Source organism: Actinomycetota bacterium (genome assembly GCA_018334075.1).
In the GTDB taxonomy this organism is placed as follows: domain Bacteria; phylum Actinomycetota; class Coriobacteriia; order Anaerosomatales; family UBA912; genus JAGXSC01.
Genome location: JAGXSC010000034.1, coordinates 1 through 24378 on the forward strand (window position 1 = coordinate 1; position 24378 = coordinate 24378).

17 protein-coding genes are annotated in these 24378 nt (G+C 57.4%); 13 read left to right on the forward strand and 4 right to left on the reverse strand.

From position 1 onward, the window contains the following. Together KGZ89_04410 and KGZ89_04415 are read left to right on the forward strand one after the other, a co-directional pair. The coding region (locus KGZ89_04410) for a lipopolysaccharide biosynthesis protein RfbH (protein MBS3974091.1) at positions 1–183 on the forward strand (183 nt) is incomplete at its 5' end. Then, a complete protein-coding gene (locus tag KGZ89_04415) occupies positions 180–1889 on the forward strand; it encodes a thiamine pyrophosphate-binding protein (GenBank protein ID MBS3974092.1) in 1710 nt (569 codons plus the stop codon). The genes KGZ89_04410 and KGZ89_04415, both read left to right, overlap by 4 nt. Before the next feature lie 7 nt (positions 1890–1896). Here KGZ89_04415 and KGZ89_04420 read toward each other — a convergent pair whose 3' ends face one another. Continuing rightward, on the reverse strand, positions 1897–2874 hold the full coding sequence (locus KGZ89_04420; GenBank protein MBS3974093.1) for a glycosyltransferase: 978 nt from the start codon (positions 2872–2874) through the stop codon (positions 1897–1899). 1 nt (position 2875) lies between these two features. After that, positions 2876–4012 carry a hypothetical protein gene (locus KGZ89_04425; protein MBS3974094.1) on the reverse strand — a complete coding sequence of 379 codons (1137 nt, stop codon included), beginning with the start codon at positions 4010–4012 and terminating at the stop codon, positions 2876–2878. A gap of 40 nt (positions 4013–4052) precedes the next feature. On the opposite strand from KGZ89_04425, the gene KGZ89_04430 reads away from it, so the two are divergent. Next, on the forward strand, positions 4053–5378 hold the full coding sequence (locus KGZ89_04430; protein MBS3974095.1) for a polysaccharide biosynthesis C-terminal domain-containing protein: 1326 nt from the start codon (positions 4053–4055) through the stop codon (positions 5376–5378). Continuing rightward, positions 5371–6348 (forward strand): glycosyltransferase family 2 protein, encoded by a 978-nt coding sequence (locus KGZ89_04435; protein MBS3974096.1) that lies wholly within the window; start codon positions 5371–5373, stop codon positions 6346–6348. The genes KGZ89_04430 and KGZ89_04435 overlap by 8 nt, the downstream gene beginning before the upstream one ends. A 22-nt stretch (positions 6349–6370) precedes the next feature. Here KGZ89_04435 and KGZ89_04440 read toward each other — a convergent pair whose 3' ends face one another. Further along, positions 6371–7108 carry an FkbM family methyltransferase gene (locus tag KGZ89_04440; protein ID MBS3974097.1) on the reverse strand — a complete coding sequence of 246 codons (738 nt, stop codon included), beginning with the start codon at positions 7106–7108 and terminating at the stop codon, positions 6371–6373. A gap of 164 nt (positions 7109–7272) precedes the next feature. Here KGZ89_04440 and KGZ89_04445 point away from each other — a divergent pair, with 164 nt between their 5' ends. The 6 genes from KGZ89_04445 to KGZ89_04470 all read left to right on the forward strand — a co-directional run bounded on the left by KGZ89_04445 (position 7273) and on the right by KGZ89_04470 (position 18337). Next, on the forward strand, positions 7273–8475 hold the full coding sequence (locus KGZ89_04445) for a glycosyltransferase (protein MBS3974098.1): 1203 nt from the start codon (positions 7273–7275) through the stop codon (positions 8473–8475). Continuing rightward, on the forward strand, positions 8475–9596 hold the full coding sequence (locus KGZ89_04450) for a glycosyltransferase (protein MBS3974099.1): 1122 nt from the start codon (positions 8475–8477) through the stop codon (positions 9594–9596). Before KGZ89_04445 ends, KGZ89_04450 begins: the two co-directional genes overlap by 1 nt. A gap of 259 nt (positions 9597–9855) precedes the next feature. Next, a complete protein-coding gene (locus tag KGZ89_04455) occupies positions 9856–15258 on the forward strand; it encodes a hypothetical protein (protein MBS3974100.1) in 5403 nt (1800 codons plus the stop codon). Positions 15259–15378: 120 nt separating this feature from the next. After that, a complete protein-coding gene (locus KGZ89_04460; protein ID MBS3974101.1) occupies positions 15379–16104 on the forward strand; it encodes a hypothetical protein in 726 nt (241 codons plus the stop codon). Next, positions 16104–17270, forward strand: coding sequence for an NHL repeat-containing protein (locus tag KGZ89_04465; GenBank protein MBS3974102.1), 1167 nt, complete (start codon positions 16104–16106; stop codon positions 17268–17270). The genes KGZ89_04460 and KGZ89_04465 overlap by 1 nt, the downstream gene beginning before the upstream one ends. Before the next feature lie 128 nt (positions 17271–17398). Further along, a complete protein-coding gene (locus KGZ89_04470) occupies positions 17399–18337 on the forward strand; it encodes a hypothetical protein (GenBank protein MBS3974103.1) in 939 nt (312 codons plus the stop codon). On the opposite strand, the gene KGZ89_04475 is transcribed toward KGZ89_04470, so the two are convergent. Then, positions 18334–18519: a hypothetical protein gene (locus KGZ89_04475; protein MBS3974104.1), complete on the reverse strand. Its 186-nt coding sequence runs from the start codon at positions 18517–18519 to the stop codon at positions 18334–18336. The two genes, KGZ89_04470 and KGZ89_04475, sit on opposite strands and share 4 nt — an antisense overlap. A 149-nt stretch (positions 18520–18668) precedes the next feature. On the opposite strand from KGZ89_04475, the gene KGZ89_04480 reads away from it, so the two are divergent. The 3 genes from KGZ89_04480 to KGZ89_04490 all read left to right on the forward strand — a co-directional run bounded on the left by KGZ89_04480 (position 18669) and on the right by KGZ89_04490 (position 24368). After that, positions 18669–19343: a hypothetical protein gene (locus KGZ89_04480; GenBank protein MBS3974105.1), complete on the forward strand. Its 675-nt coding sequence runs from the start codon at positions 18669–18671 to the stop codon at positions 19341–19343. A 56-nt stretch (positions 19344–19399) separates the two neighbouring features. After that, positions 19400–22876, forward strand: a complete 3477-nt coding sequence (locus KGZ89_04485) for a cell wall-binding repeat-containing protein (GenBank protein MBS3974106.1) — start codon at positions 19400–19402, stop codon at positions 22874–22876. A gap of 103 nt (positions 22877–22979) precedes the next feature. Then, positions 22980–24368: a phosphoglucomutase/phosphomannomutase family protein gene (locus KGZ89_04490; protein MBS3974107.1), complete on the forward strand. Its 1389-nt coding sequence runs from the start codon at positions 22980–22982 to the stop codon at positions 24366–24368. Positions 24369–24378 lie beyond the last annotated feature (10 nt).

Genomic DNA, 24378 nt, shown 5'->3' on the forward strand with positions numbered 1-24378 from the left:
CGGCAGCCTGTCTTTGACGATATGCGCAAACGCGCCGAAGGCTACAGGGTCATTGGGGACCTGAAACACACAGATCGCATCATGCGAGACTCTTTTTGGATCGGGGTATATCCTGGCATGAGCGATGAGATGCTTTCTTATATGGCCGATACGCTCATTCACGCTTGCGGGAGAAAAAAGTGAAGGTCAGCGACTACATTGCTGCCTTTCTGGCTGAAAACGGCGTGAAAGTTGTTTTTGAGATGACTGGCGGCATGATTACGTTTCTGCTGGATGCTATCGGTGAGCGCGGTGAGATCGAGCTTGTAAGCATGCATCACGAACAGGCCGCAGCCTTCGCTGCGGAGGCGGTAGCCCGTATGACTGGCGTTCCGGGAGTCGCGATGGCCACCAGCGGCCCAGGTGCGACCAACCTTCTTACGGGAATCGGAAGCTGCTACTATGACTCGGTTCCGGCTGTGTTCATCACGGGACAGGTGAACATCGATGAGCTTCGGGGGGATTCGGGAGTCAGGCAAGCAGGCTTTCAGGAGACAGATATCGTGTCGATCGTCGCTCCGATCACAAAACTCGCTGTCCAGGTTCGGTCCGCCGAGGAGATTCCGCGGATCATGGTAGAAGCGTTCGCCGTAGCGCAGGAAGGCCGGCCAGGCCCGGTTCTCATCGACATCCCGATGAATATTCAGCGCCAGACTCTCGCCACATCAGCCGAGGGTATGCCGCACGTTCGCCTTCGCGATCCACTAGTGCCTTCCGATCTGTCCGGCGTGATTGAGGCTTTGGCATCCGCGAAACGACCGCTTATTCTCGCTGGTGGTGGAGTGCGTGTCGCGAGAGCGGCAGCACTGCTCGAAAAATTCGCCGAAGCCACGAACATTCCCGTGGCCAGCACACTAATGGGGCTCGACGTTCTTCCGCACTCACACCCGTTGCGAGTCGGAATGATCGGCACCTATGGAAACCGGTGGGCCAATCTGGCTTTAGGGGAGTGCGACTGCCTTTTGGCTCTGGGCGCCCGCTTCGATGTTCGGCAGACAGGGGCCGATGTGGATGCCTTTCGCCGAGGAAAGACGATCATCAAGGTCGATGTCGATTCGAGCCAGATTGAGTGGCGCCTGAAGCCTGACATCGGAGTCCGAGCAGATATAGCCGCCTTTCTGGCCGAGGCTCTGCAATACGCCCCCGATCTTCGCGACCACGATATGAGCGAGTGGAGTGCAAGAATCGCTGGATTGCGTGTCGATCTGCCTGATGTAGGGGAGTTATCAGATACAGCGGGCATAAATCCATCGGCTTTCATGCATCATCTGTCTGCGGTTACAGTCGGAGCATCCGCGATCATCGCCGATGTAGGGCAAAATCAGATGTGGGCGGCACAATCGATTCGTCTCGGCCAAGGGCAACGCTTCCTGACCTCCGGCGGGATGGGGGCGATGGGTTTTGCGCTTCCGGCTGCTATCGGTGTCGCGATGGCCTGCCCCGAAAGCCCCGTGTATGTCATCGCCGGTGACGGAGGAGTGCAACTGAACATCCAGGAGCTTGAGACTGTCCGCAGATTGAAGCTGCCCGTCAAGATAGTGGTGTTGAACAACGCGTGCCTCGGCATGGTACGCCAGATGCAGGACGAGCTCTTTGACTCCCGCTATCAGTCGACCATGTGGGGATATGGCGCACCCGACTTTGTGAAGGTGGCAAACGCTTACGGTCTCGAAGCCAGACGCATCGCCGAGGGCAGTGATATGCAGGACGCCACTGCCTGGCTAGCCGAGGACGCGGAAGAACCAAAGCTGCTCGAGGTCATGGTGGACTCAATGACGTGCGTTCGTCCCAAAGTCACCTTTGGGAATCCGGTTTTCGTGATGGATCCTCCGCCAAACCAGGTTTTCTGAAGCGGACTTATGGGCGGATAAGCCATCGCTTGGCTCGGCCCAATATTGGCCTGATGGCTGCGTAACCGGAGCCGACACCAACCAGCTTTGCTATAGCCGCAATACCCTGTCCATCGATTGCCCTCCAACGGAAAAGTTCTTCTCGCCGCGCCTGTTCGATAAATGAATGGAGAGGCATGCGGTTTGATGGATGTACGACCGAGCGCGCGTGCAACAGGTAGTTTGTGGCGTGGTCGATAAGAAGCGACTGGTCCTCGGCGGACAGTGGAGACGGAAGAGCGTCGCGGTAATATTTCATCAGGGAAAGCGCATGGTGCTCCCTGAAGATGGGGTTGTGGGAGTCCTGGCCTTCGTGATGCCGATACAGGACCAGCGGTTTGCGAATAAAACCCACCGGTCCTGATACTGCCAGATCCGCCAGAAAGACCCTGTCGGCCACGATCTCGAACTCGTCGTATCTGATGGGCGGCGTGCGATCTAGGCTACGAAACATCACTGAACCGGAATTAAGGGAGACGTTTGCCAGTATGTCCCTCACCAGCTGCGCGGGAGTCTCATACACTGCTAGATCCTCTTCGCGGACGGATGCCCCGCCGAGATCGGGTATGAACTCCGAGGCGAAGGGAACGCACTCCGTGGCCACCCACTGCAGATTCGGCATCCTGTCGAGCGCGTCTATTTGACATTTGAGCATCTCGGGATGCATCAGGTCGTCATCGTGAAAAATCATGTGATAGATGGACCTGGAGCCGATCTCTCTGGCTTTTTCGATGTTTCTTATCGCTCCGATGTTCAAAGTGTTTCGGTGGTATTCGATTCTCAGCGTCTCAAATTTTTTGAGTGTCGGGCCGTAATCCTCAGTGCTGGCGTTGTCGAGTACCACCACGCTGAAATCGTGGAAGGTTTGGGCGGAGATGCTCTCAAGGCAGTCATGGAGGAAGCCGGGGCGGTTATACGTTGGTATGACGATTGTCAGACGGGACATTTCAGCGCACCTTTGACAGCGAGTCGAGCAGCAGGTCGGTCAGGAGATCTGCCTGGGCGTGTTCCGTGAAGCGCTGGGCCTGTTTTGAGCCGAGAAAGTTCCTCGCAGCCTCGATTTTTTTATGCGCGTCCTCGGCAGGCATGTTTCGAAGAAAGTCATCGAGGGAGGAGTAGTTTTTGAAGTCGCGGAAATCGATAAAGACATCTTTCGGCACGTAAGTATCGATGTCTGGCGCGCCAAGGTAGATCGGGATGGTTCCGGCAAGCAGGCAGTCGAACAGTTTCTCGGTGATGTACCCGGGAAAGATCGTGTTTTCGAAGCACAAAGCGAATTTGTAGCCGGTCAAAGTTTCCAGCTTGCCGCCAGAAGCTATCGGCCCACGGTAAGATTGCGCAATGGCGTGCCGGGTCGTGGCATCGGCTCCAGAGACAGGCTCGTGCCAGTCGCGGCCATACAGATCGAGTCCGTCCGTGGTTCCGAAATAGCGAATAGCCGAAATCCGCTTGAGGTACAGATCGTGTGCCATCCAGTGATGTTTCCTCCGGGCGCTTCGGGCTTCTAGTGTGCGGTACCATCTGCCGAGCGAGACCTTTGGACTCCGGAGCTCGAAAAGTGGCCTCGGCCAGCCGAAAGCTCTTTTGTTGCTGCTTACCAAAGCTAAAAGCTGGCGTCTCTGTTCCCACGGAGCTCCTTGTAGGGGAAGAAGATCCGGGCAGGGCCAGAAGAAATCATGGAAGCATGACCTGCCGGCTGTCATTGGGCGGGCGCCCGGAAAGAGCAGAAGGTTATCGTATCTTTTTGCCGTTTCAGGCAGATTTGAGTAAAACCGCCATGCAACTATCGGTGATTCGCCGCTAAGGCAAACAGATCCCCGAAGGCCATGGCCGTCCAGCAGCTTTGGCGTGAATCGGGTTTGCTCGTTGCTGAGAACGACGACTCGTTTTGCGTCTGGTGTTTTTTGCAGGTACCGGTCGGCAGTGATCATCTCGACGTTCAAGTCCGCCAGACGTGAGGCAAGAGATGAGATCGCCCCAGCGCCCGGATACTCTTTCATCAAGTCGTAGTCGAGGATGCGATTATCCAGGAACTGCGGAAAAGCGATATCGTAGACTACCAAGTTGTCGTAACGTGTTGTCATGTTAGCCTTGTCTTATTCAGCGGACTGATGTGGTAGGTATATGGGCATAGCAAAAAAATCGATAGTTGGTATCGGTGGACAATTGTATATCCTCTTTGTCGGCCTGGCGTCGACAATTATTACCGCGCGCTTGCTGGGTCCGGAAGGCAAGGGAATCCTGGCCCTGGTGTCGGCCGTCTCCTCGTTCGGGGTAGGGGCCGCTTCATTCGGACTGGGGTCAGCGCTTGCATTTCTGTCCGGCAAGGATAGGTACTCTCGGCGTGAATTGATCTCCGCCGCTCTCGCATGGTCTCTTGTGCTGGGGGTGGTTGTCGGCTTAGGAGCGTGGGCCGCAAGAGACCTTCTTCTTGGCTCTGTGTTGAAGGGAATGTCTTCAGTTGATTTTGCCGTGGTGCTTTTCGCGCTGCCCGCCTATTATCTAGGGGCGTTTATCGGCGCGTTGTTGGCCGGAGAAGGCCGAGCTGTCGAAATTGCCGGCCTGCAGGTAGCCGCAGCGACGGTGCTCCTTGCCGGAGTGATCGTGGCAAGCCTCCTTGTGCCGAGAAACGCTTCTGCTGTGGTTGTCGCTATGAGCGCAAGCGCCTTGATCAATGCCGCTATTGCCCTTATCACGCATCGCTCGGGACTAACTTTTTCCCCGTTGCGGCTTTTGCGGGTCACACGGACAGCTCTGCCATATGCCGCCAAGTCCTATGTGGGACAGGCGTCATCGATGTTCTTCTTGAGGGGCGATGTATTTTTCCTGAATTACTTCGCGGGAGCATCTGTCGTCGGCGTGTACAGTGTGGCGACCAGTCTTGCCGAGAAGCTCTGGATGCTCAGCAACCCTATTTCCACCGCGGTGTACCGGCGGATCACCGGCTCCAGCCAATCGGATTCGGCTCGCATCTCGACACTCACGGGCCGCTCTTTGCTTGTGGTGAATGGGTTTGCCGGCATCGCGCTTCTGCTGATTTCCATCGGGTTTATCCCGCTGGTCTACGGGCCCGATTTCGCTGACGCGATCTACTATCTTGGGCTGCTTGTTCCTGGAATCGTAATCTTCTCTATGTCTCAACCATATGGCCAGTTTTTCTCCGGCCAACTCGGCAGACCGGGCGTGACCTCGGCTTTATTGTTCATCATGATGGCACTCAGCGCTGTTCTCTACATCGTGATGATTCCGACCATGGGGGCAGCCGGAGCGGCACTGGCTTCGACGATTTCATATAGCTTCGCCCTTGTTGGCTACTTGTGGCTAATGCCGAGGGCCGCGAGCGTGACTCCTCGTGAGATGCTCGTTCCGACGCGCCAAGATATTCAACTCTATAAGTCGATAGCCGAATCTGCGCTACAGGCGGTCAGGAGGCGGTTGACGCGTGGATGACCCAGTCACGCAGGACTCAAGAGCCGGCTTGGATCTGCTCATATATATCCCGACCTATAATCGGCCGGATGCCCTCAAAAGGCAGCTTGAGGCATTAGCCTTCCAGCGTGCCAGTTGGCCGGGGAGGCTTCGCGTTCTTGTCAGCGACAACGCTTCATCCTTGCTTTCCGATGACGATCTTGTCGCCTATGCCGAGCGGTTCAATGTCGAAATCAGACGAAATCCCTCCAACCTTGGAAGTAATGCGAACATCGCCCTGGGGTTCGTGTTCGCTGATACTGACGAATATCTTTGGATTCTCGGCGATGACGACAGATTGGGGCCGAATGCGCTGAGTTTTATCGCTCAGTTTGGACTCGGGGAGCAAGTCGACGCCATCGTGTTCAGTACCAAGGTTGCCGAACCTGCGGTTTTCGCTCATGAGTGGAAGTCGGCGTGGGATGGCGCGAATGAGACCGGTCTCATATCTAATGTGATCTATAAGATGTCAGTGTTCGCGCCACAGGCGCGAAACGCGTTTTTCTACCATAACACCAGCTTTCCGCACCTTTGTGTGCTCCTGGCGACACTACAGCGGCAAGGCCGTTTACGGTATCGAATGCTTCCGAGTAGGGAGGTGTTCGTCGAAAGCGCTTTACAAGCCGAGGAGCCCGGGGACTATTCCCTGGCGTATAGCGGGATGCCTCAGATGATGCCGCTTTTACCGAAAGCACAGGCAAAAAGATTTGCCTGGGAGTGGGTCAGACAGCAGGGGCGAGGATTTCTAAGTCATCGAGATTTTTATCCTGGCCTTCACGTCAGCACGCTTGCCCATCTTAGGCGATATGGGGGCATGAAGGCTTTGTTCTGGCTCGCGGTACTCTCAGTCGAGCATGCGCTTTTCGGCCGTGTCAGGCCCCATCTTGTCGCGCTGGCGCGTAAAACACTTCCCCCTGAAGTCAAGCGCTTTCTGCGGTCGCGGAAACGCTGAGTGGTTTTTCGGCCAGTGTTTTTTAGAACTTACGAAACAGGCAGTCGATCTGACATAAATTCCAGTGCGGATTCGGACCGGACTGCTCGATGTCGAAGATCCGACTTGGGGCAAACCCGAGAGAGTGCATCGTGGAGAACAGCTTGATGTAGTTTCCCTCTTCGCGTTCGTGCCGTGTGAACGATATCTCCAATATTACAGCGTCCACGATCTCACGAAAGGTTTGGGCGCCGCCTAGCAGCACCTCGTTTTCGACGCCTTCCACATCGATCTTAACAAGATCTATCTTTTTGATCCCATGCTCGCGAACGAAGTCGTCCAAACGGACCAGCGAGATCTTCTCGGTAGCCACTGTCTCAATGTGAGGATTAGCTTCATGGTACAAGGCGCCAATCTCTAGCATGGAGCTTGCGCCGTCGAGCGACGCCAGATGAAGACCACCCTCCATGCTCTTGTCGAAAAATCCGATCTGATGTCCGCGAAACCTATCGGCGAACCCAACAGATTCAATGTTCGCGCACAAGCGGGAAAACATCTGCGAGCCTGGCTCGAAGCCGTAGACCGTCGCCCGGGGGAACCACCTCAAAAATGCCAGAGACAGATTTCCGACGTTGGCGCCTATGTCGAACACGGTTTCGATGTTTTGATCCATCGAAAGCAGGGCCCCAAAGATACTATTGTCATCACCATGACGGCGCTCTCGTATAAGACGCTTCAGCTCATGGGGCAGGGCGTCTTTCACTCTTTGTGTCAGGCTCATCTATCCTCACTCGCTGACCCGCTTTTCCAGCGCAGGCCGGTTGCTTTTCCTGGCGGCTGTCTTATGCTCTGATGGTACTATATCCGTAGCCCTCCACAATGCTTTGCACTCTGCCGAGACGCAAAGTGGATCATGTAAGTAGTCAACAAAAAGAGGGGAGTACCATGCGACGGTTCTCGCTGATTATACCTAGCTGGTACCCCGATGAGGATCAGCCCACGGCCGGAACTTTTATAAAAGAACAAGTTTTGGCTTTGCAAGATTACGTTGACGTCGCGGTTTTGCATGTCAAAGAGACACCATTCACGGCAAAGCCACGGATCAGCGTTGAGGATGGCGTCCCGGTGGTCCGTGCACAGATCGCAGCAACTAGGAGAGGGCATGGTAAGGTCGTCCGCATCGCGGCGATGGTAGTCGACGTCTACCGTAAGCTCTTCCACTACCCTAAAGTCGGTCTTGAGGCTTTCGAGCTTTTGCGTGAAGCGCATGGAACTCCGGACATCATTCATGTCCAAGCGCTGTGGCCGGCGGGAATCATTGCGCAGGCGATAAACCGGCGTCACAAAATCCCTTACGTGGTGACCGAGCATTCCGAGGAGTATCTAGTCGGCACCAACCGTAAACTGACCAAGTATCCCCTGTTCGTCAGGCACGTGCTTGTGCCGTTGGCTGCAGGCGCAGTTTCCACAATTGCAGTCAGTCGATTTCTCGGCGAGCGGCTGGTCGAGCTGGGGCTGGCTAAAGATCCCGTTGTCGTTCCCAACGCTGTTCGCCCGGTGAAAGCGTATCCGCAGGTGACACGGAAGCCGCATGTCATTACTCACGTCTCGGTAATGGGGCCGGCGAAGAACATAGCGGGCCTTCTGCGGGCGTGCGCGCTCTTGAGCACCAGGCGTGCCGATTTCAGGTTGCGCCTTGTTGGCGATGGGGAGTTGCGCGATGAGCTGGAGGCGATGTCAGGAGCCTTGGGGTTGAACGGAATTGTTGAGTTTACAGGGCGCAAATCTTTGGATGAGGTTTATGATCTACTCGCCGACTCTGCTTTTGCGGTGGTCAGCAGTTCTTGCGAGACGTTTTCCATGGCTGGGGCCGAGGCGCTGATGTGTGGACGCCCTGTGGTCTCCACGCGGTGCGGCGGCCCCTCGGAGTTCATCACGGCGGAGACCGGCCTGCTGGTCGAGCTGGATGATTTCCAGGCTCTGGCCGAAGGATTGGAGTGGATGCTCGACAATTACACACGGTTTGACCCTATGCGGTTAAATGAGTATGCATGCAAGCGCTTTTCTCCTGATGTCGTCGGCAGGCAGATCGTCGATGTTTACGAGGATGCGCTGGATATGATGACGCGAGCTAAGGATGCCTCTTGATGGCGCGCGATTTTTCCTCTTCCACATTTGTGTTTATAACCGGACGCACCACTCCGACGACCGGTCGGGTCGAGCGCCGCCTGCTTCGTGTCATGGAGGCACTGCTTGTCCGCGGCGCGAGTGTTCACCTTATCTGTATCCCCGGGCATCCGATCGCCGCCCAGGCGAAGGAGCTTGGCGTGGAGGTCGCGCCCTATCGCCTGAGTGGGCTCAACTTCTTTCGCACGCTTTCGCGAGTTCGCAAATACCTCAAGCGCTACCAGCCGGTAGTGGTGCACTCAACCGGTCTGGCCGCCGACCTCGTTTCGCGCATTGCGGCTTCTGGCCTCAAGACCTCGGCGGTCAACTCGCTTGCCTGCATCGCCTGGCCACGCAAGAGCGCCAATCCTGTGATCAAAGCGCTGCGCCGTTATCTGGACAAGATCACCATAAATCGCGCGGATCTGTTCGTCGTCGACAGCGAGTCTCTCGTCACCCCTTTGGTATCTCTCGGAGTGCCTGGCGATTGTATCCTGGTGGATCATCCCAGCATTGACCTTGCCGAACTTCAGCAGCAGGCCGAGCACCCTTGGCAGCCTAATTTCCGTCCTACCGGTCCGCTTGTTGGCTATGGAGGCAGAATCGAGCCGAGCAGAGGGCTTGAACACCTCGTTGCCGCCTCGGCGATCATGAATGCCAGCGGCGCCGCCGTCGAAGTGGTTGTCGCCGGAGACGGCCCATTGCTCAAAAGACTCCGAGAGGACGCATTTTCCTCAAGCGTTCGCTTTCTGGGGCACGTTACCAGCGTCCCGGCGGTGCTAAGTCGACTCGAGGTAGCGGTTTTTCCATCGACTGGCCGAGGAGTTCCTACCGCGCTGATAGAGGCGGCCGCACTCGGGCGTGCGATAGTGGCATCGCGGGTAGATGGCATAGAGGAGCTTTTCACCGACGGCGTGGAGATACGGCTGGTTCCCGCAGGCGATCCCAGGGCGCTTGCCTCGGCGATCGGCGAGCTGCTTGCTGCGCCGGACAAAGCCCGCAAGATGGGTGAACTTGCCCGTTTGCGTACGCTGGATCGCTATTCGTCAGCGGCGTCGATCGATCGTCATTTAGAGGCATATTCGCGTTTTATGTGGGAGTAAAGCGCGCCAGGATCGATTTGGCCGCCTCTCTTGCACAGGGCGCTCTCACCGCTTAGACCGTTATAGTGCCGTTTATCAGATTTACATACCGCTCAATCTTCAATATGTGCCGATAGAAAACTCAACTTTTGGAGAGCAGCTGTTTTTGATATATTGCATAATGAATATTAAGACAAGACGAGGCGGGTCTATTGGCTCTATCATTTCGTCTAAGGGGCGGACGAACGGAGTCGGATGAGAGAAGCGGGGAGCAGTACAGATGAATAAGCGACTAAAGTGGTTGCAGGCCGTGGCCCCTGTCCTGATCCTTGCCGCAGTATTTATCTGGCCCAACGCTGAGGCTCTCGCCCAAATAGCCAACAACCCCGCCAACGAAGGCTGTATGGTATGTCACACTCAGTTTGAGGCTCCGCAGGTCGACCGCAACACGGCTTGCCGTTCGTGCCACATCCCCGGATTGGTTGGCACTCACCCCTATCATGCAGCGGGCTCTGTTTGTGGTGCCGCCTGTCATCAGTCGTGGGGGTCTCGGGCGGCCAATGGCACTTGGATGCCAGGTAACACCTGGGTGGAGGCGGTTCCGCTGCACTTTGACGTTGCGGCCCAGGCATCTTTTGCGTCTCCGAACTCAATAAATGCGCCCGCATCGGTGCTTCACGAAATACACGCTAACTCCAGGTGGTCCGGCAGCGTAAACACGAGAATCAGCGCTTGCGCGAGCTGTCATGCGACCGCGTCGTGCGATTCATGCCACACTGGCGGAGTAGCTGCTACACACGCTAACCATAGCGCCACTACCTCACTGACGCTCAACCCCGCATGGACGGGCGAGGTAGCTCGAGGCGTCATCGGAACCGACCAGACGATTAGAAGCGTCACCACTGAAACGAATATGTGCGCTTCTTCCGGCTGTCACTCGATCACCGCCATGCGTAACTCCGCGCCGATTTTGCGCGAGGACTACTCACACATAGTCGGCGGAAATCCGGAGAATCCGACCGCATCCAACGTGGTCACCACGACAGGCACATGGCGTTGGCAGTCCAATAGCATGAGGACCGGACTCAGGTTCCACTTCAGCAATACCCTGGGCTCAGCTCATTCGATCACGTTTACCGGACAAAGAATCGAGTTGATCTCCGACAGGGATCCCTTCAGGGGTCGTGCTGAAGTGTTTATCAACGGTACTTCTCGCGGCATCATCGATCTCTACGCGCCGACAACACAGATACAGCAGGTAGTGTTTAGTGCTAGCAATCTTCCCGCGGGGCAGAATACGATACAGGTGCGCGTCCTGGGTACGCGGCATCCCAGTGCGAGAGCCTCGTTTGTGGTCATCGACGCTTACAGGGTCTATCAGACCTTCCCGGCACTAGCTTCTCCGACCTGCATTAGCTGCCATGACGATCTTGGTGCCCATGGCACTTTCGATCACGTAGCCTCTCAAACTGTCGGTATCTATCCGGGGCCGGCACCTAATTATCCTTGTACCGCTTGCCACAACCTGAACATGGTTACCGAGCACAGGCGTCCCAGCTCGGTTTCGGCTGCGACAGACTGTGCAGCTTGCCATACCGTCTTCGCCGGCTACACGGTTACCAATTACGATGGCACATGCTTCTGGAGCAACTGCCATGACGTCACCAATAATCACCTACCGCACGTGAACGCGGCTGCCAGCCACCTCGCTACGGATCAGGCTACCGCGGAGTGTCGCGCTTGCCATGGCTCAGACTTGGCGATTATTCATGATGACTCGGCAGGAAATATCCTAGCGCGGAATTCCGGCTCCGTTGGTACCCGTACCATGGACGCCGCCTTGAGAGTCAATCACTGGTCTACTGGATGCACGACCTGCCATAGTGCTACTCGCTTCCCCACGACGACTAACTGCATGGATGCGGGATGTCACGTGGCCAGCGGCGTAATCAATATGGATACCCACCCGATGCCGCCTGGGGTACACGTTGCTAGCGGGGCGGATACCGGAGTGCCAAGAACGGGAGGTTTTGCCTGTTCGACATGTCACGCACTCGATGTGGTTGACGAACACGACAAGCCAAGCAGTCGTGGTGCTGGAAATGCTGCTGTAACCTGCGCTTCGTGTCATACTGCGCCTTATTACCCGGCCGGTTGGGCGGACTCGCCGCCTACGAGCAACACTTGCGTAGCCTGCCATCCGGTCGCAGGCGGCAGGGCGGGTGCTCCGCATCTGCCAGCGACCTATGCGGCGGCACACAACTACTCGGTGCCGGCAATCAACGTTGCGAGCTGCGGAAGCGGTGCTGGAATCTTCTGCCATGGCGGCGTGAGCCCGCTTCTCGGCGATGTGAGATTTGCCGATCTCATGCATGCTCCGTCCCTGCCTGGAAACGCGAGCTGCACCAGTTGTCACACAACGAATCTCGCGGTTCCCACGATTCGCACGTGCTCGACATGTCACGCTACACCTCACAACATGCCAGTGGCCCACTCGGCGGTTCCCGCAAGGTTCCCGGCGAACGCAGATTGCGTGGCCTGCCATGCAAGCTATGTGAATCTTGAGGCGCATCGTTTGACATGCGCCGGCTGTCATGCCAATAACACTCTTACCGCAAACAATACCCGCTATCTGACCGGCGCATTTACAGGGCGGTGCACCTCGTGCCACACCAATACGGTGTTGGGCCGTTTGTACTCCCCGATAGATCCGAATCACTACAGCGAAACCACTCATACCGCGACCGCCATGAATGCGACGGCTACGGTAGGTACAGCCGGCAGGCGGTGCAGTGCGTGCCACGCCTCGGGGCTGAGAGCAGAGCACGCTTTCACGCTGACAAGCGGGAACGTGGGTTGTATCGGATGCCATGTCGATACCACATTGGGTTCAGCCACTGTTGTAGCCAACAATTGGCCCCAGCGCAGGTGCAGCGATTGCCACGGAGCTTTGCACAATTCACTTACAGCCGCAGATCATAATATGTCGGCCTCTGCGACGGCACTAGGGTGCTCTGCTGCGGGATGTCATACGAACGCCGACAACATCGCGACTCTTCACGCGAATGCGGTCAAGACGGGTCAGCCTGGAGTAACCAGTTGTAATGTATGTCACGCTACGGCTGACACATCGCTTGCCGCCGCCAGTATCGGAGGTTGTGCCACCGCCGGTTGCCATCAGGGCTTCACGCATGACATGACCGTACACAACACCACGAGCGCCTGCTTGCGGTGCCATGAAAATCTGACTGATGGCGCAAGGCAAACGACGGCTACAATTCATCCGGTGCGTATCGACGAGATCCGTTGGTCGGCCGGGTATGGCGGAGGACTGGTACATGCCTGCGCCGATTGCCACAATGCGGGAGCCGGTATGGCCGGCAATATGGGCAGGTTCAATACCTCCAATTGCGTGGATTGTCACAACAACAATCCCCTGGACACGTCTCGGATAGGGCTCAGGAACTACACCACATACACTGTGGATCACTACCCGGCCGCGGCGCACGCTGCCACAGCGCATGCTGGAGCAGCGACCACAACTGTCACAGCGTATGGCAGTGCTCAGGGAACGGTTATCAGAGACAGGTTCGGAAACGCCATTCCCAACTGGAACGTGCGATGCACAGTCTGTCACAACACCGATTTGAGTGCGGAGCACGCCAAGACTACCGTTGCGGGATCGTTCACGACCGTTCCTGGTACTCATGCCGATAGATGCGTGGCTTGTCACGAGATCGACGTTGACAGGTTTACCGGGCGTTGGACAACCTCCACGTGGACTACCGGCACGCCACAGCCGCGTTCCTGTGGTGCGCAAGGATCGGTCTGCCACAATCTCAGCGGCGGTCCGCTACACGATAATTGGGCCGTGAAGCATGATGCGAGTTCAGTACTGGTCACGGGCACTGTCGGGTTCAGGCTGGATCCGACTGTGTCAGTCAACGAGACTTGGGGTACCGGGACCACCTGGCCTGGTACGTGGATCCGCTCCGACACGACAAATGTAACGGTCGTCTCCGGCGCGGGACGCACCGGCTCGGCGGCAAGGATCGTCGGTGGCACAACGGTCCGGAGTACAACATATCGCAGTTTCCAAAGAACCCTAGATCTCAGCGGCTTCAACGAGCGGGCCTCTTTCAGCGTGTGGTACAGGACGAGCGGACTCGCTACCCAGGCAACCAGTTGGACTTCAACCAACCCCGACCAGGACCGCTTCCTGATTGAGCACTCACCAAATGGTGGTACCAACTGGTTCGTGCTCGAGGAGATCCGGGGCAACTACGGATGGACCAACTTCCGCTCCGGAGAGTTGACGCCTTCAGCGAATACCATCATCCGGTTCCGGGCCAATTTCAATACCAGTGCCACCGAGCAGGTCTTCATTGATGACATATTCATTCGTGGCGTGAACAGGCCAGGGACATCTGTTGTCACCACCAGGGCCGCTGTCAGCTGCATGAATAATCCCAATGGCCTTGAGTGTCACGATGTCACGGACGTCGCGAGCTTGCACAGCGCGCTTCCTAATTTCGGCTGCACTGTTTGTCACAACGCCACACAACATCCAGCTGCCTTGGGCTGCCAGTCCGCGGGATGTCATCCGGGCGTGAACCTCGACGCGCACAATCTTGCGCCGATACACCGTACCGCTTTCACGACTTCAACGGTGCTGCCGGGCACTGGATTTCAGCCTGTGTGGTGCTCTGGCTGTCACGATGACGATATCCATAGGGCCCACCAGCTCGCCACTCCCAATCCCCAGCTAGGCGTCCGAGACGGGCTCCAGTCATTTGCTGCGACACCGTGCTCGATGTGTCACCGCAGGGCCTCGAACACTCCGACACCCACGGTTGTGACCGCCGCTGACACCAGCGCGACGATCGCGCGGGCTCGAGGAACGGCGCTTTGCACCGACTGCCACAGAACCGTGGTGCGTAGAAGTGGTGGAACCACCACGACGATTCACGCTCAGCGGATGGGTTGGAGCGGCTTGCCGCAGGCCTCACCCGCCACCGCCGCGGTTGTAGGCGGCGTACAGTTCAACGATACCTGGTCGGGCCACAGGGTCTTCGACTCGATGCCGGGAATGAGGACAAGCTTCACACTTGCCATCGATGGAGTGTCTGCAACGTGGCCTACGCCATCAGTGGCTAATATGCTTTCCAACTGGGATCCTGTTCGCAGCGAAACCACTACAATGACAGTTCGCTGCAACGATTGCCATGGGAGCTTTAGTGGAGCCGCGGGTCCACATGGCGCGGCGATGCGCATCCGTATGCATCCGGCTTTTCCCGCGCCTTACACGAGCGCGTTTATTACAACAGGAAATTTGATTCAGTCGAACATCTCCGGCGCGGGATTGCCGATTTGTGCCAGGTGCCATAACGTTACAGCCCTATTCAGCGGAACTGCCAATTCTGATGTCCATGGCAGAAGTGACCACAAGGGCGCGGTTGGCGGCAGGTGCGTCAACTGCCATGTCCGAACCCCACATGCCTGGAAACGCCCGAGGCTCATCGGGTACGTGACCGATCCGCCAGCCTATCAGTCGCTGATGGTCACCGAGATCGCCGCGCGCTCGTACACTCCGACAGGGTGGCAAGACTTCCACTGCGCCGCTATCGGATGCGATGATCGGCATGACACCGTTACCAACAATGGCTTCGCGGTTTGGCCGTAAGCTGGTTTCGCTGGGTTAGTTTTCGCGCGGGCCCGGGAATGCTCTCGGGCCCGCGACGCATTTTTCGGCAGTAGAATTGCTGTATCATGTCAGGTGAAAATTCGCCTATCAGGAGCTTTGATGCCTTCCAGCAAGGAACAAGGTCTTAATCACAGTGCCACGCCTTTTGACCGTGCGTCGATGACTTTGGCCGGCGGACTGCTCGTGGTCGTTTTGGTCGCGGCTATTTCGCTTGTTTTATATACCCAGGGCCTTGATGCCCCACGAACCGCGCTCGAGCGCAACATCATGAAGCATCGCGCCGCTATTGACGCAAATCCATCCGACCTGTCTAATCATCTGCTCTTGGCCTCGTCTTACACCACCGCCGGCCGCAAGGATGACGCGCTTTATATTGTGCGCCGTGCTCGCGCTCTCTCAGATTCAGCGATAGTTGATCTGACAGAGGCGGAGGTGTTGCGATTATCCGGATCTCTCCAGGAGGCCCTGCCTCTTTACGATGCCGCTATAAGCGATGCGCAGGTCGAATATGAGCAGCTGCTGGTTGACTTGAGAGGACGCACGGTGGCTTTTGAGCCGCCAAATACGCTGCTAGCTCGTGCCCTGCAAGGCCGGGGGATCGCGCTAGGGGAGCTGGGGCAAACGGAAAAGTCTATCGAGGATCTGGCGAAAGCGAATGAAATCCTGCCATCGGATGCCACGATCCTTGTGGCTCTCGGTGATCAGCTCGGAAAATCCGGCGATGCCACCGGCGCGGCTGAGGCTTACCGCACGGCGCTACGCTTCGTTCCGGACTATCAAGGTGCTCGTGAGGGCTTAGAGCGCCTGGAAGGGGGCAACCAGTAGTGCGCCGCGTGTCACCGATGATCCCGAGAGTATTTTTTGGCGCCGCTATAGTTGTGCTAATCGGCGTTTTGGCATTTCTTGCTGTGGTCTTTACGCGCTTGCAAGCCCCTCCGGTGGAGCTGCGGCCCGATAGGGCGGGCATGCAGTGGGTTCGATCACTGTACGGCTTTGGACCGGCGGCGGAAGAGCAGCTTCGGCATCCTTATTCTGTCGCCATCGATCCTGATGGCAGGATTTACGCAGCTGAACCTGCTGGCGCCAGGATAATGGTTTTTTCGCCATATGGTCGGTTCGAGCGTGTGTTGAGCGGAGGTGATCTGCAGCCCGGCCAGGGCGGCTTTGCGCAGCCTGAGGCGATAGATGTCAATCGTAATGGTGAACTTTTTATCGCTGACAGTCAGGATCGGAAGATCGTTGCCTTTGGCAGTGATGGCGAATTTCTTAGGGAGTGGCGTGTCGATTACATGCCACGCGGCATAGCGGTATCCGCCGGCAGTGTCTACGTGTTGGGCGAGGGAACGGTCAATATATACTCAGAGGTCGGCGCAAAAACAGGGCAGTTTGGGACCCGTGGCCCCAACCCCGGTCAGATCGATGCCTACATCGGCATCGAGGTCTTCAGGGATACCATCTTTATCGCGGATGCGTTCAACCGCCGCATTCAGGCGTTCGACAGAGCCGGAAACTTGTTGTGGGCCCGTCCCCAGCGCGCAGAGCCACGATCGCCGATGGCGACCCCGACTGCCGAGCCCGCTAGTTTTGCGTGGGATCTGCCGCAGGATTTGGTTGTGGATGGTGCGGGACGACTCGTCGTTGTGGACGCATTTCTCTTCCAGCTGGTGGTGCTCGACCCTGAAAGCGGGGAGATACTGTCGGTGCATGGAGATTTCGGCCAACAGGAGAGCACCTTTATCCATCCTTCGTCGGTGGAGTACGATCCGCAGCGTGACTGGTTCGCTGTTGCCGACACCGATAACAACAGAGTGCAGATCGTTCGACTTCCAGGTTCGGGAGACGATCTGACCGCAGGTGTTCGGCGCTTGGCTGACTCGACCGCCAGGTGGGTCGTTCCAACGATGCTGGCGCTCATCTTGGTGCTGCTTGTGGCCCTGATGCAGTGGTTCAGGGTGGCTAGGCTACTACGGATTCAGGACGCTGATCTTTGATTTGATACTTAGCGCGAGAAAAAAAGACGCTGTTTGCTTTGCCAGCAATTTACTGTAAGATTACTTAACGGCGGGTCGAAACGCTTAGCTCAAAGGTCGGTCTTCGCCGGGTCGGATTGGTGGGGATATTGGGTATTGATTTTTCCATAGCGCGCAAGGCGTTGCTCACAGGCATCGTATGTGCGTCGCTATTCCTGGGCGCAGCCTCCTCGGCGATGGCTACGTTCACTCCCACCTGGCAAGGCTTCGGAAGTACCCCCGGTTGGTATGACTGGTCAGTAGTTTCCACATTGCCAGGCAACGTAGGGCAAACCTCTCCTCACGGTGGGTACAGTACCGCCACCGCAAAGTGTCGTGTCTGCCATTCGGTTCATGCCGCAAGCACAGTTTTGGGGAGCGAGTTGCTTCTCCCGACCAGCGTGCGTGACTCATGCGCCTACTGCCATCTCAGGTCTGGCTCGGGCTATACGCAAGTTTATGGCGGAGACATCAACAATTACTCCGGCACAAATCTGCCGAACGCTCATAACACTTGGATAGCTGGCGGCGTTGAGCAAGGGGTTACCTGCACGATGTGCCACCAAGTGCATGCTGCTCAGAATCGCATGACTCAAAACGCCTCATTGACGCAGAGCCTGCTTATAAACTGGGTGATCTACGATCCGGCGGCTGGGGCGCCGCTGGCGGCCGATTCCAGGGAAATGGCGCTCACCAGATGGTGTGCGGGCTGTCACTTTAACCTGCCACCGGGCACATCATTTTTTGCTACCGAATATGACATGGGAACACACATAATGGGTCCAGCCCGAGCTAATTATGCAAATCCGGCTGCCAGTTTCACGGGAAGAGTGGCATGGCGCGACTCGACCTACTGTATGTCTTGCCATTCAAGCGATTATGGAGTTCCTGGAGGCTGGCCGCACATGACCGCCGGCGTGAGGTTTCTCGAGTCCGCGACCTCTGCCGCGGGCGTGACGATGCCGGCAAGTATCCCTACCCAGGATGGCATATGCCTGAGGTGTCATAGGGACGGCACCGGAACCGCCGGTGTGGGAATCAGCTACTAGTCAGCGTCGTCCCTGCCGAGATCGCTTTCACTCCTGCTTGCTCCGGGTGACGCGAGGGCCATGAGGATCACAGCCAAAAGCAGCCCTAAGGCCACCACGACCAATACAACCACAAGCGTTTCCTGGATGTTGTCGGCCGGATAGGCCAAGGCGTGCAGCGAACGATCTATCGTATCTTCCATTCTGTGCTCTCCTCGCCGCGTAAAGGCACCTGGCATGCTATCATATGAGTAATTAGTGTGTGATTTATCACTCATAATCTAATTTCAGCCGATAATACATTAATATGTTCGTAGGCTTTTGTCTCGATATTTGAGAGGAACCGGTGAGAATGCGACACGTTCTTGGTTCGATTCCTGTCCGTGTGGGACTTGCGCTTCTTGCAACCGCAGGGCTGGTTTTTGGGATTCTCACCATAAGCGTTGGCCCAGACCCCTCGCGATGGATTTCAGAGCTCTCTGAGCTCGGCGGTGCGCCTGAAGACGGCGCCAGACTGGTGCGTGTTTCCGGAGAATCCGATGGACGGGCTATTACTGACGGGGACGGCCCCGCTGATGATGCCGGTGCGCCCGCTGACGCTGCGGACCCCCAGGCACCAGGCGCTCCCGCAGGTAATGGTGGCGCTGCTCAGCCCGGTACGCCAGCCACGCCGACCGCTCCCAATGCGAATGTGAACACAGTTCGCTTGATATGGTGGAACGACACAGACGCGAGCCCTCCTTCACGCCTTGAGCTGGTGTTGGCGTCTTCCGAGTGGCGCCCAGATAATTCCAGGGCCGCGAGTCAGACCGGCACGCTGGCCAGGATACCTGTCGGCGAGCGGCTCATGCTACAGGTGTTTCCTGATGGGAGGAACGGAAAGAGAATCGACGTTCCCGTAAAGATCACCGCCGAGATGATCGAAAACTCCGAGGAAGACGCCATTCACGTAGCGATATCGGACACAACGGTTCGCGTCGTAGGTACGCCGGTAGTCGAATTTGATGTTTCAAGCGCTCGACGCTGAGAGATTATATGGATAGTGTGAGGTTCTGTTTTAGGCGTCGCACGGGGGCAGTTTTGGTGCTGCTCCTTTTGTTTGCCATTCAATCTCTGGCCACCCCTCACCACTCGATGGCCTCGCTGCCGGGCGCTTACTACTCGGTCTGGATGGGACCAAGGCCCTATGGCGGTTTTGCCGACCCGCTATCCGCAAGCGTAGATTCTCTCGGCAACATATATGTGGCTGACACTCAGAATCACAGGATCAAGAAGCTTTCGCCTTCGGGTCAGGTACTTGAGGTCTGGGGATCAAGGGGCAGTGAGCCGGGGCGTTTTGAGTTCCCTTCAGGGGTAGCTGCTTCGGCGGATGGCCGCGTCTTTGTTGCCGATTCCGGTAATAACAGGGTGCAGATATTTGACACTACTGGAACGGTATTGGGCCAGTGGACAAGCGCAGGCGCTTCACCAATGTTCTTTCCAACCGGTATGGCTGTCGACTCTTTTGGTGCCGTGTACGTCAGCGATACCATGAATCACCGGATTCTGAAGTTTTCATCCACAGGTCAACTGATCACGATTATTGGAGGACCCGGCATAGGTAACGGCCAGTTTAGTTCCCCGCATGGCTTGGCGGTGGATGACGCCCATCTGTATGTTGCCGATACCAATAATCAGCGGATACAAAAATTCACCCTTGGCGGCGCGTATGTCGCACAGTGGGGCTGGATGGAGATAAGCACGGGAACTTTTTCGCGCTACGGAAGCCCGTTCGGGATCGCGGTGGCGGGCCCGGATCTCATACTCGTCTCAGATAGGGGCGGGATGCGGAATCCACCACTTAGCGGTCCAGTAAGGCACCTGGAGCGTTCCACGAAAAGCGGCTCATCGCCTGTGCAGTGGGGGGAGACGGGTGACGGCGCCGGGCAATACCGGATGCCGGGAGCCATCGTGGCAAGGCCCGGCGGTGGCACTTACGTCGTGGATTCCGGAAACAATCGCATACAGCTACTTGACCCAGCATGGCAAAGTACGGAGATATGGTCCGGCGCTGGATCGGCGCCAGGGGAACTAAGTGCGCCGTCCTCGGCGAAAGTAGGACCTGGCGGTCTTATCTACGTCGCGGACACGGGAAACAATCGTATTCAAGTCTTCAATGCCGACAGAACCTATCTAAGTCACTTTGGCGGCTCCGGCATCAACTCAAGTCCCGCTGATATCGCGATCGCCGCGAACGGGGATGTGTGGGTGGCAGACTCGGGGGCGGCCTCCCCGGTGGCGAGATTTTCCGCTGAGGGCGCGTTTCTCGGCGCTATCGGAGCAGGACAGCTAAGCGCGCCTCAAGGTGTTGCCATAGACGCCGATGGCGATATATGGGTCGCGGATACCGGCGGAGCGCGTCTGAGGGAGTTTTCGCAGCAAGGCACGGTATTGCGGACGATACAGACGTTTACTGGCTCTACGGCCGGCCTCAGCTCGCCGGTGGACGTTGAGGTCGATGCCGCGGGGCGTTTGTGGGTTGTCGACCGCGACGCTGCCAGAGTTTTCGTGCTGGAGCCCACTGGCGCACTTGTTACGTCCTTTGGCGGACTTGGAGAATCAGCCGGCCAGTTCCGTCTTCCGATGGGTCTGGCGATAAGCCCGGCTGGACATGTTTATGTAAGCGATGGCGCGAATGGACGGGTACAACGATTTTCCTCGGCTGGCATCTGGGAGAGCACGATCGGCTCGGCAGGCGCCGGGCCTGGCCAGGTGAGACGGCCGATGCGACCTACGGTGCTGCCCGATGGGATGCTGCTTGTGCCTGAGCGTGACAACCACCGGCTGCACTTGTTTGCGCATGATGCTACACCTCCCGTCACGACGGCGAGCGGGATTCCAGGAATGTTGACCAATCGGGATGCGACTATCACGCTTTCCGCCGAGGATGCCGTCTCCGGCGTCGCTACGACCTTCTACAGGATCGGCTCCGGTTCGGAGATGGCGTACACTCAACCTTTTACGATCGACTACGATTTCGAAGGGTTCGTTCGATTTTGGTCGATTGACCGGGTGGGCAACACGGAAGCCGTAAATATCCAGCGGGTGCGCATCGACAAGACACCTCCGACCGGGACATTCGTCTTGAACGGGGGCGCGCAGTTTGCTACCACGTCCACCGTTGTCGCCAGCTCCACGATTACAGGCGCAAACGAGGTGCGTTTTAACGCCGGCTTCGGGTTCGAGTGGGGTCCGCTCTGGCCTTCGCAATCCCTCCTACTTCCGGGTGAGGGCGTTAGAGAGGTGCATGCTCAATACCGTGACGCGGCGGGTAACATACTGTCGCTTTCCGACACAATCACGGTCGATTGGACGCCTCCTGCTACAACCGCGCATGGCATCCCTGAGGGCCCGGTCGCTCACTCTGTCTCCATCTCACTTACGGCGACAGATGCGGTAAGCGGGGTAGCCTCGACCTTCTACAGAGTCGGTGACGCGGCTCTCGCCCCTTATCTTCCCGGCCAGACGATTACGATCGATGCGCAAGGCGAGACGCTTGTGCAGTGGTACTCGATCGACCGGGCGGGCAACACGGAGGCGACAGCCTCTGCTACAGTCAAGATCACCCCACCAGCAAAAGTGCCTGCTGAGATAACACGAATCGACGGCCCCAATCGCTATCAGACCGCGCTTGCAGTCTCTAGGAGGATGTTCTCCCAGGCAGCGACTGTGGTGATATCCACAGGAGAGTCTTTCCCGGACGCGCTTGCCGCCTCTTCTCTGGCAGGGGCGCTAAACGCACCGGTAATACTCACGTTGCCTAGTAGGCTTCCAACCGGGACCGTTGAAGAGATAAAAAGGCTCGATGCCAAGCACGTGTTTGTAATTGGCGGCAAGGGGGCGGTGCACGATACCGTCTTGGACGAATTAAGGGCCACCGGACTCTCGGTGACGCGTATAGGAGGCAGGGATCGTTTTGCGACTGCGGCTCAAGTGTCCGCCAAAACTGTCGCAATACGCGGAAACGTAGCCTATCCGGAGACGGTATTCATAGTGCGTGGCGATGATTTTGCTGACGCTGTTTCGGCTTCCTCGGCGGCCTGGGCAAGTAAAATACCGATACTGCTTGTCATGCCTAGCGCTATACCTTCCGCGACTTCAGAGGCAATAACCAGTCAAGGATTCTCAAGGGCTATCGTGGTTGGCGGCTCCGGCGCGGTTAGCGATGGTGTAGCGGGTAAGATCAGAACTCTCGGGCTCAACACGGTAACCCGTGTGGGGGGGCCTGACCGGTATGTCACGTCAGCCGAGTTCGCCAAGTGGGCGCACAGAGAATCGATTCTCGGCTTTGAGAATGTGGGACTTGCGACAGGAGCGCGGTTCCCGGACGCTCTTTCCGGCGGCGCTGGTATGGGCGCGAGGGGTGGAGTGCTGCTGTTGACCAGGGCAGAAGCGCTTCCGGACGCCGTGCGCGGGACACTCGAGATCTTTTCCGCCGATATAAAACGGATTGCGGTTTTTGGGGGAAAGAGTGCGGTCGAAGAGAGTGTCGTGCATTCGGTCTCGGTAACGTTGCAGTGACCTTGTCTGAAAATCTCTCTGCTATTTCGCTTTGTTCAGGCAAAATGTAGTTGGTGTATTGGCTGTTGTCGTGCAAAGGGATGGTATACGAAATATGAGCGGTGTGAGCGCAATAAAGTTCGGGACGGACGGATGGCGTGCGAAGATCGCCGAGGACTTCACTTTCGATAACCTCCGACGCGTCGCCGATGCCATCGGGCGGGTGTTTGCACATGATAACCCTGGTGGTTTGATCGTCGTCGGGTACGATACCCGCTTCGAGGCGGGGGCTTTCGCGCGAGCGGCGGCCGAGGTATTAGCGGCGCATGGGTTGAAAGTCGCGCTTTCAGATCGATACGTCCCCACACCTGCGCTGTGTTGGGCGATTGCCCATGACAATGAGGCAGTCGGAGGGGTGATGCTTACGGCAAGCCACAATCCGGCAGCGTATCTCGGCGTGAAGGTGCGTATGGCCGACGGGGGCGCTTCACCGGTTGCTTTTACCGAGCGCATAGAGGCTCACCTGCGCGATCAGCCGCCTGAAGCACGAGGGACGTACGGCCTCGTCGACATTGCGAGCAGGTATCTGCAGGCGCTTTATCGGCTTGTCGACGCCGAGGCTGTGCGGGGCGCTGGCTTGAGGGTTGCGGTTGATCCGCTTTACGGCGCGGGTCAGGGCTATCTCGCCCAGGTGTTGGGCATGCTCGGCGTCGAGGTGATCGAGATTCACGGTGAGCGGAACCCGGGCTTTGCGGGGCTGCATCCGGAGCCGATTCCTCCCCATATCGATGAGGCTCGACGACTTGTACGCACAGAGCGCCTCGACGCCGGCTTTGTGACCGACGGCGACGCTGACCGCATCGGCGCTGTTGATGAGCATGGTGGGTTTGTGAACCCCCATAGGATCATCTGTCTTATCGCTCAGCACCTGGCGCAAGAGAAAGGCCTTACGGGGCGCATAGTCAAGACCCTTTCGACATCTGTGCTCGTGGACAGGGTAGGCGCGCTCCTCGGCCTGGAGGTCACCACTACGCCTGTGGGCTTCAAGTGGATCTACGAAGAGATGCTATCCGGCGATGTGCTGGTCGGCGGCGAGGAGTCGGGCGGCATCGGCGTACCTCACCACGTTCGGGAGCGCGATGGTCTGCTGATGGCGCTGCTTCTCACCGAGATGATGGCCAAACGCGGTCGTACCTTAGGCGAGTTGGTATCCGATCTTCTCGCAATGACCGGCCCCATGGAGTACTCGCGTGTCGATCTCACGCTGGAGCCGAGGCAGATGGAAACCTTCGTCTCTGCCATTCCCGACCTGCGCCCTTCTCAGATCGCCGGCGTGGATGTGCTTCGCGTATCGCACATCGACGGCGTGAAGTTCGAGCTTGCCGATGATGCCTGGCTCTTGTTGCGAACCAGCGGAACCGAGCCCTTGGTGAGAGTCTATGCCGAAGCTCCAACAATGGGAGTGGTCGATGACTTGCTGGCGGCGGGTTCGGCGTTTGCGAGAGGGGCATAAGGCGAAACTG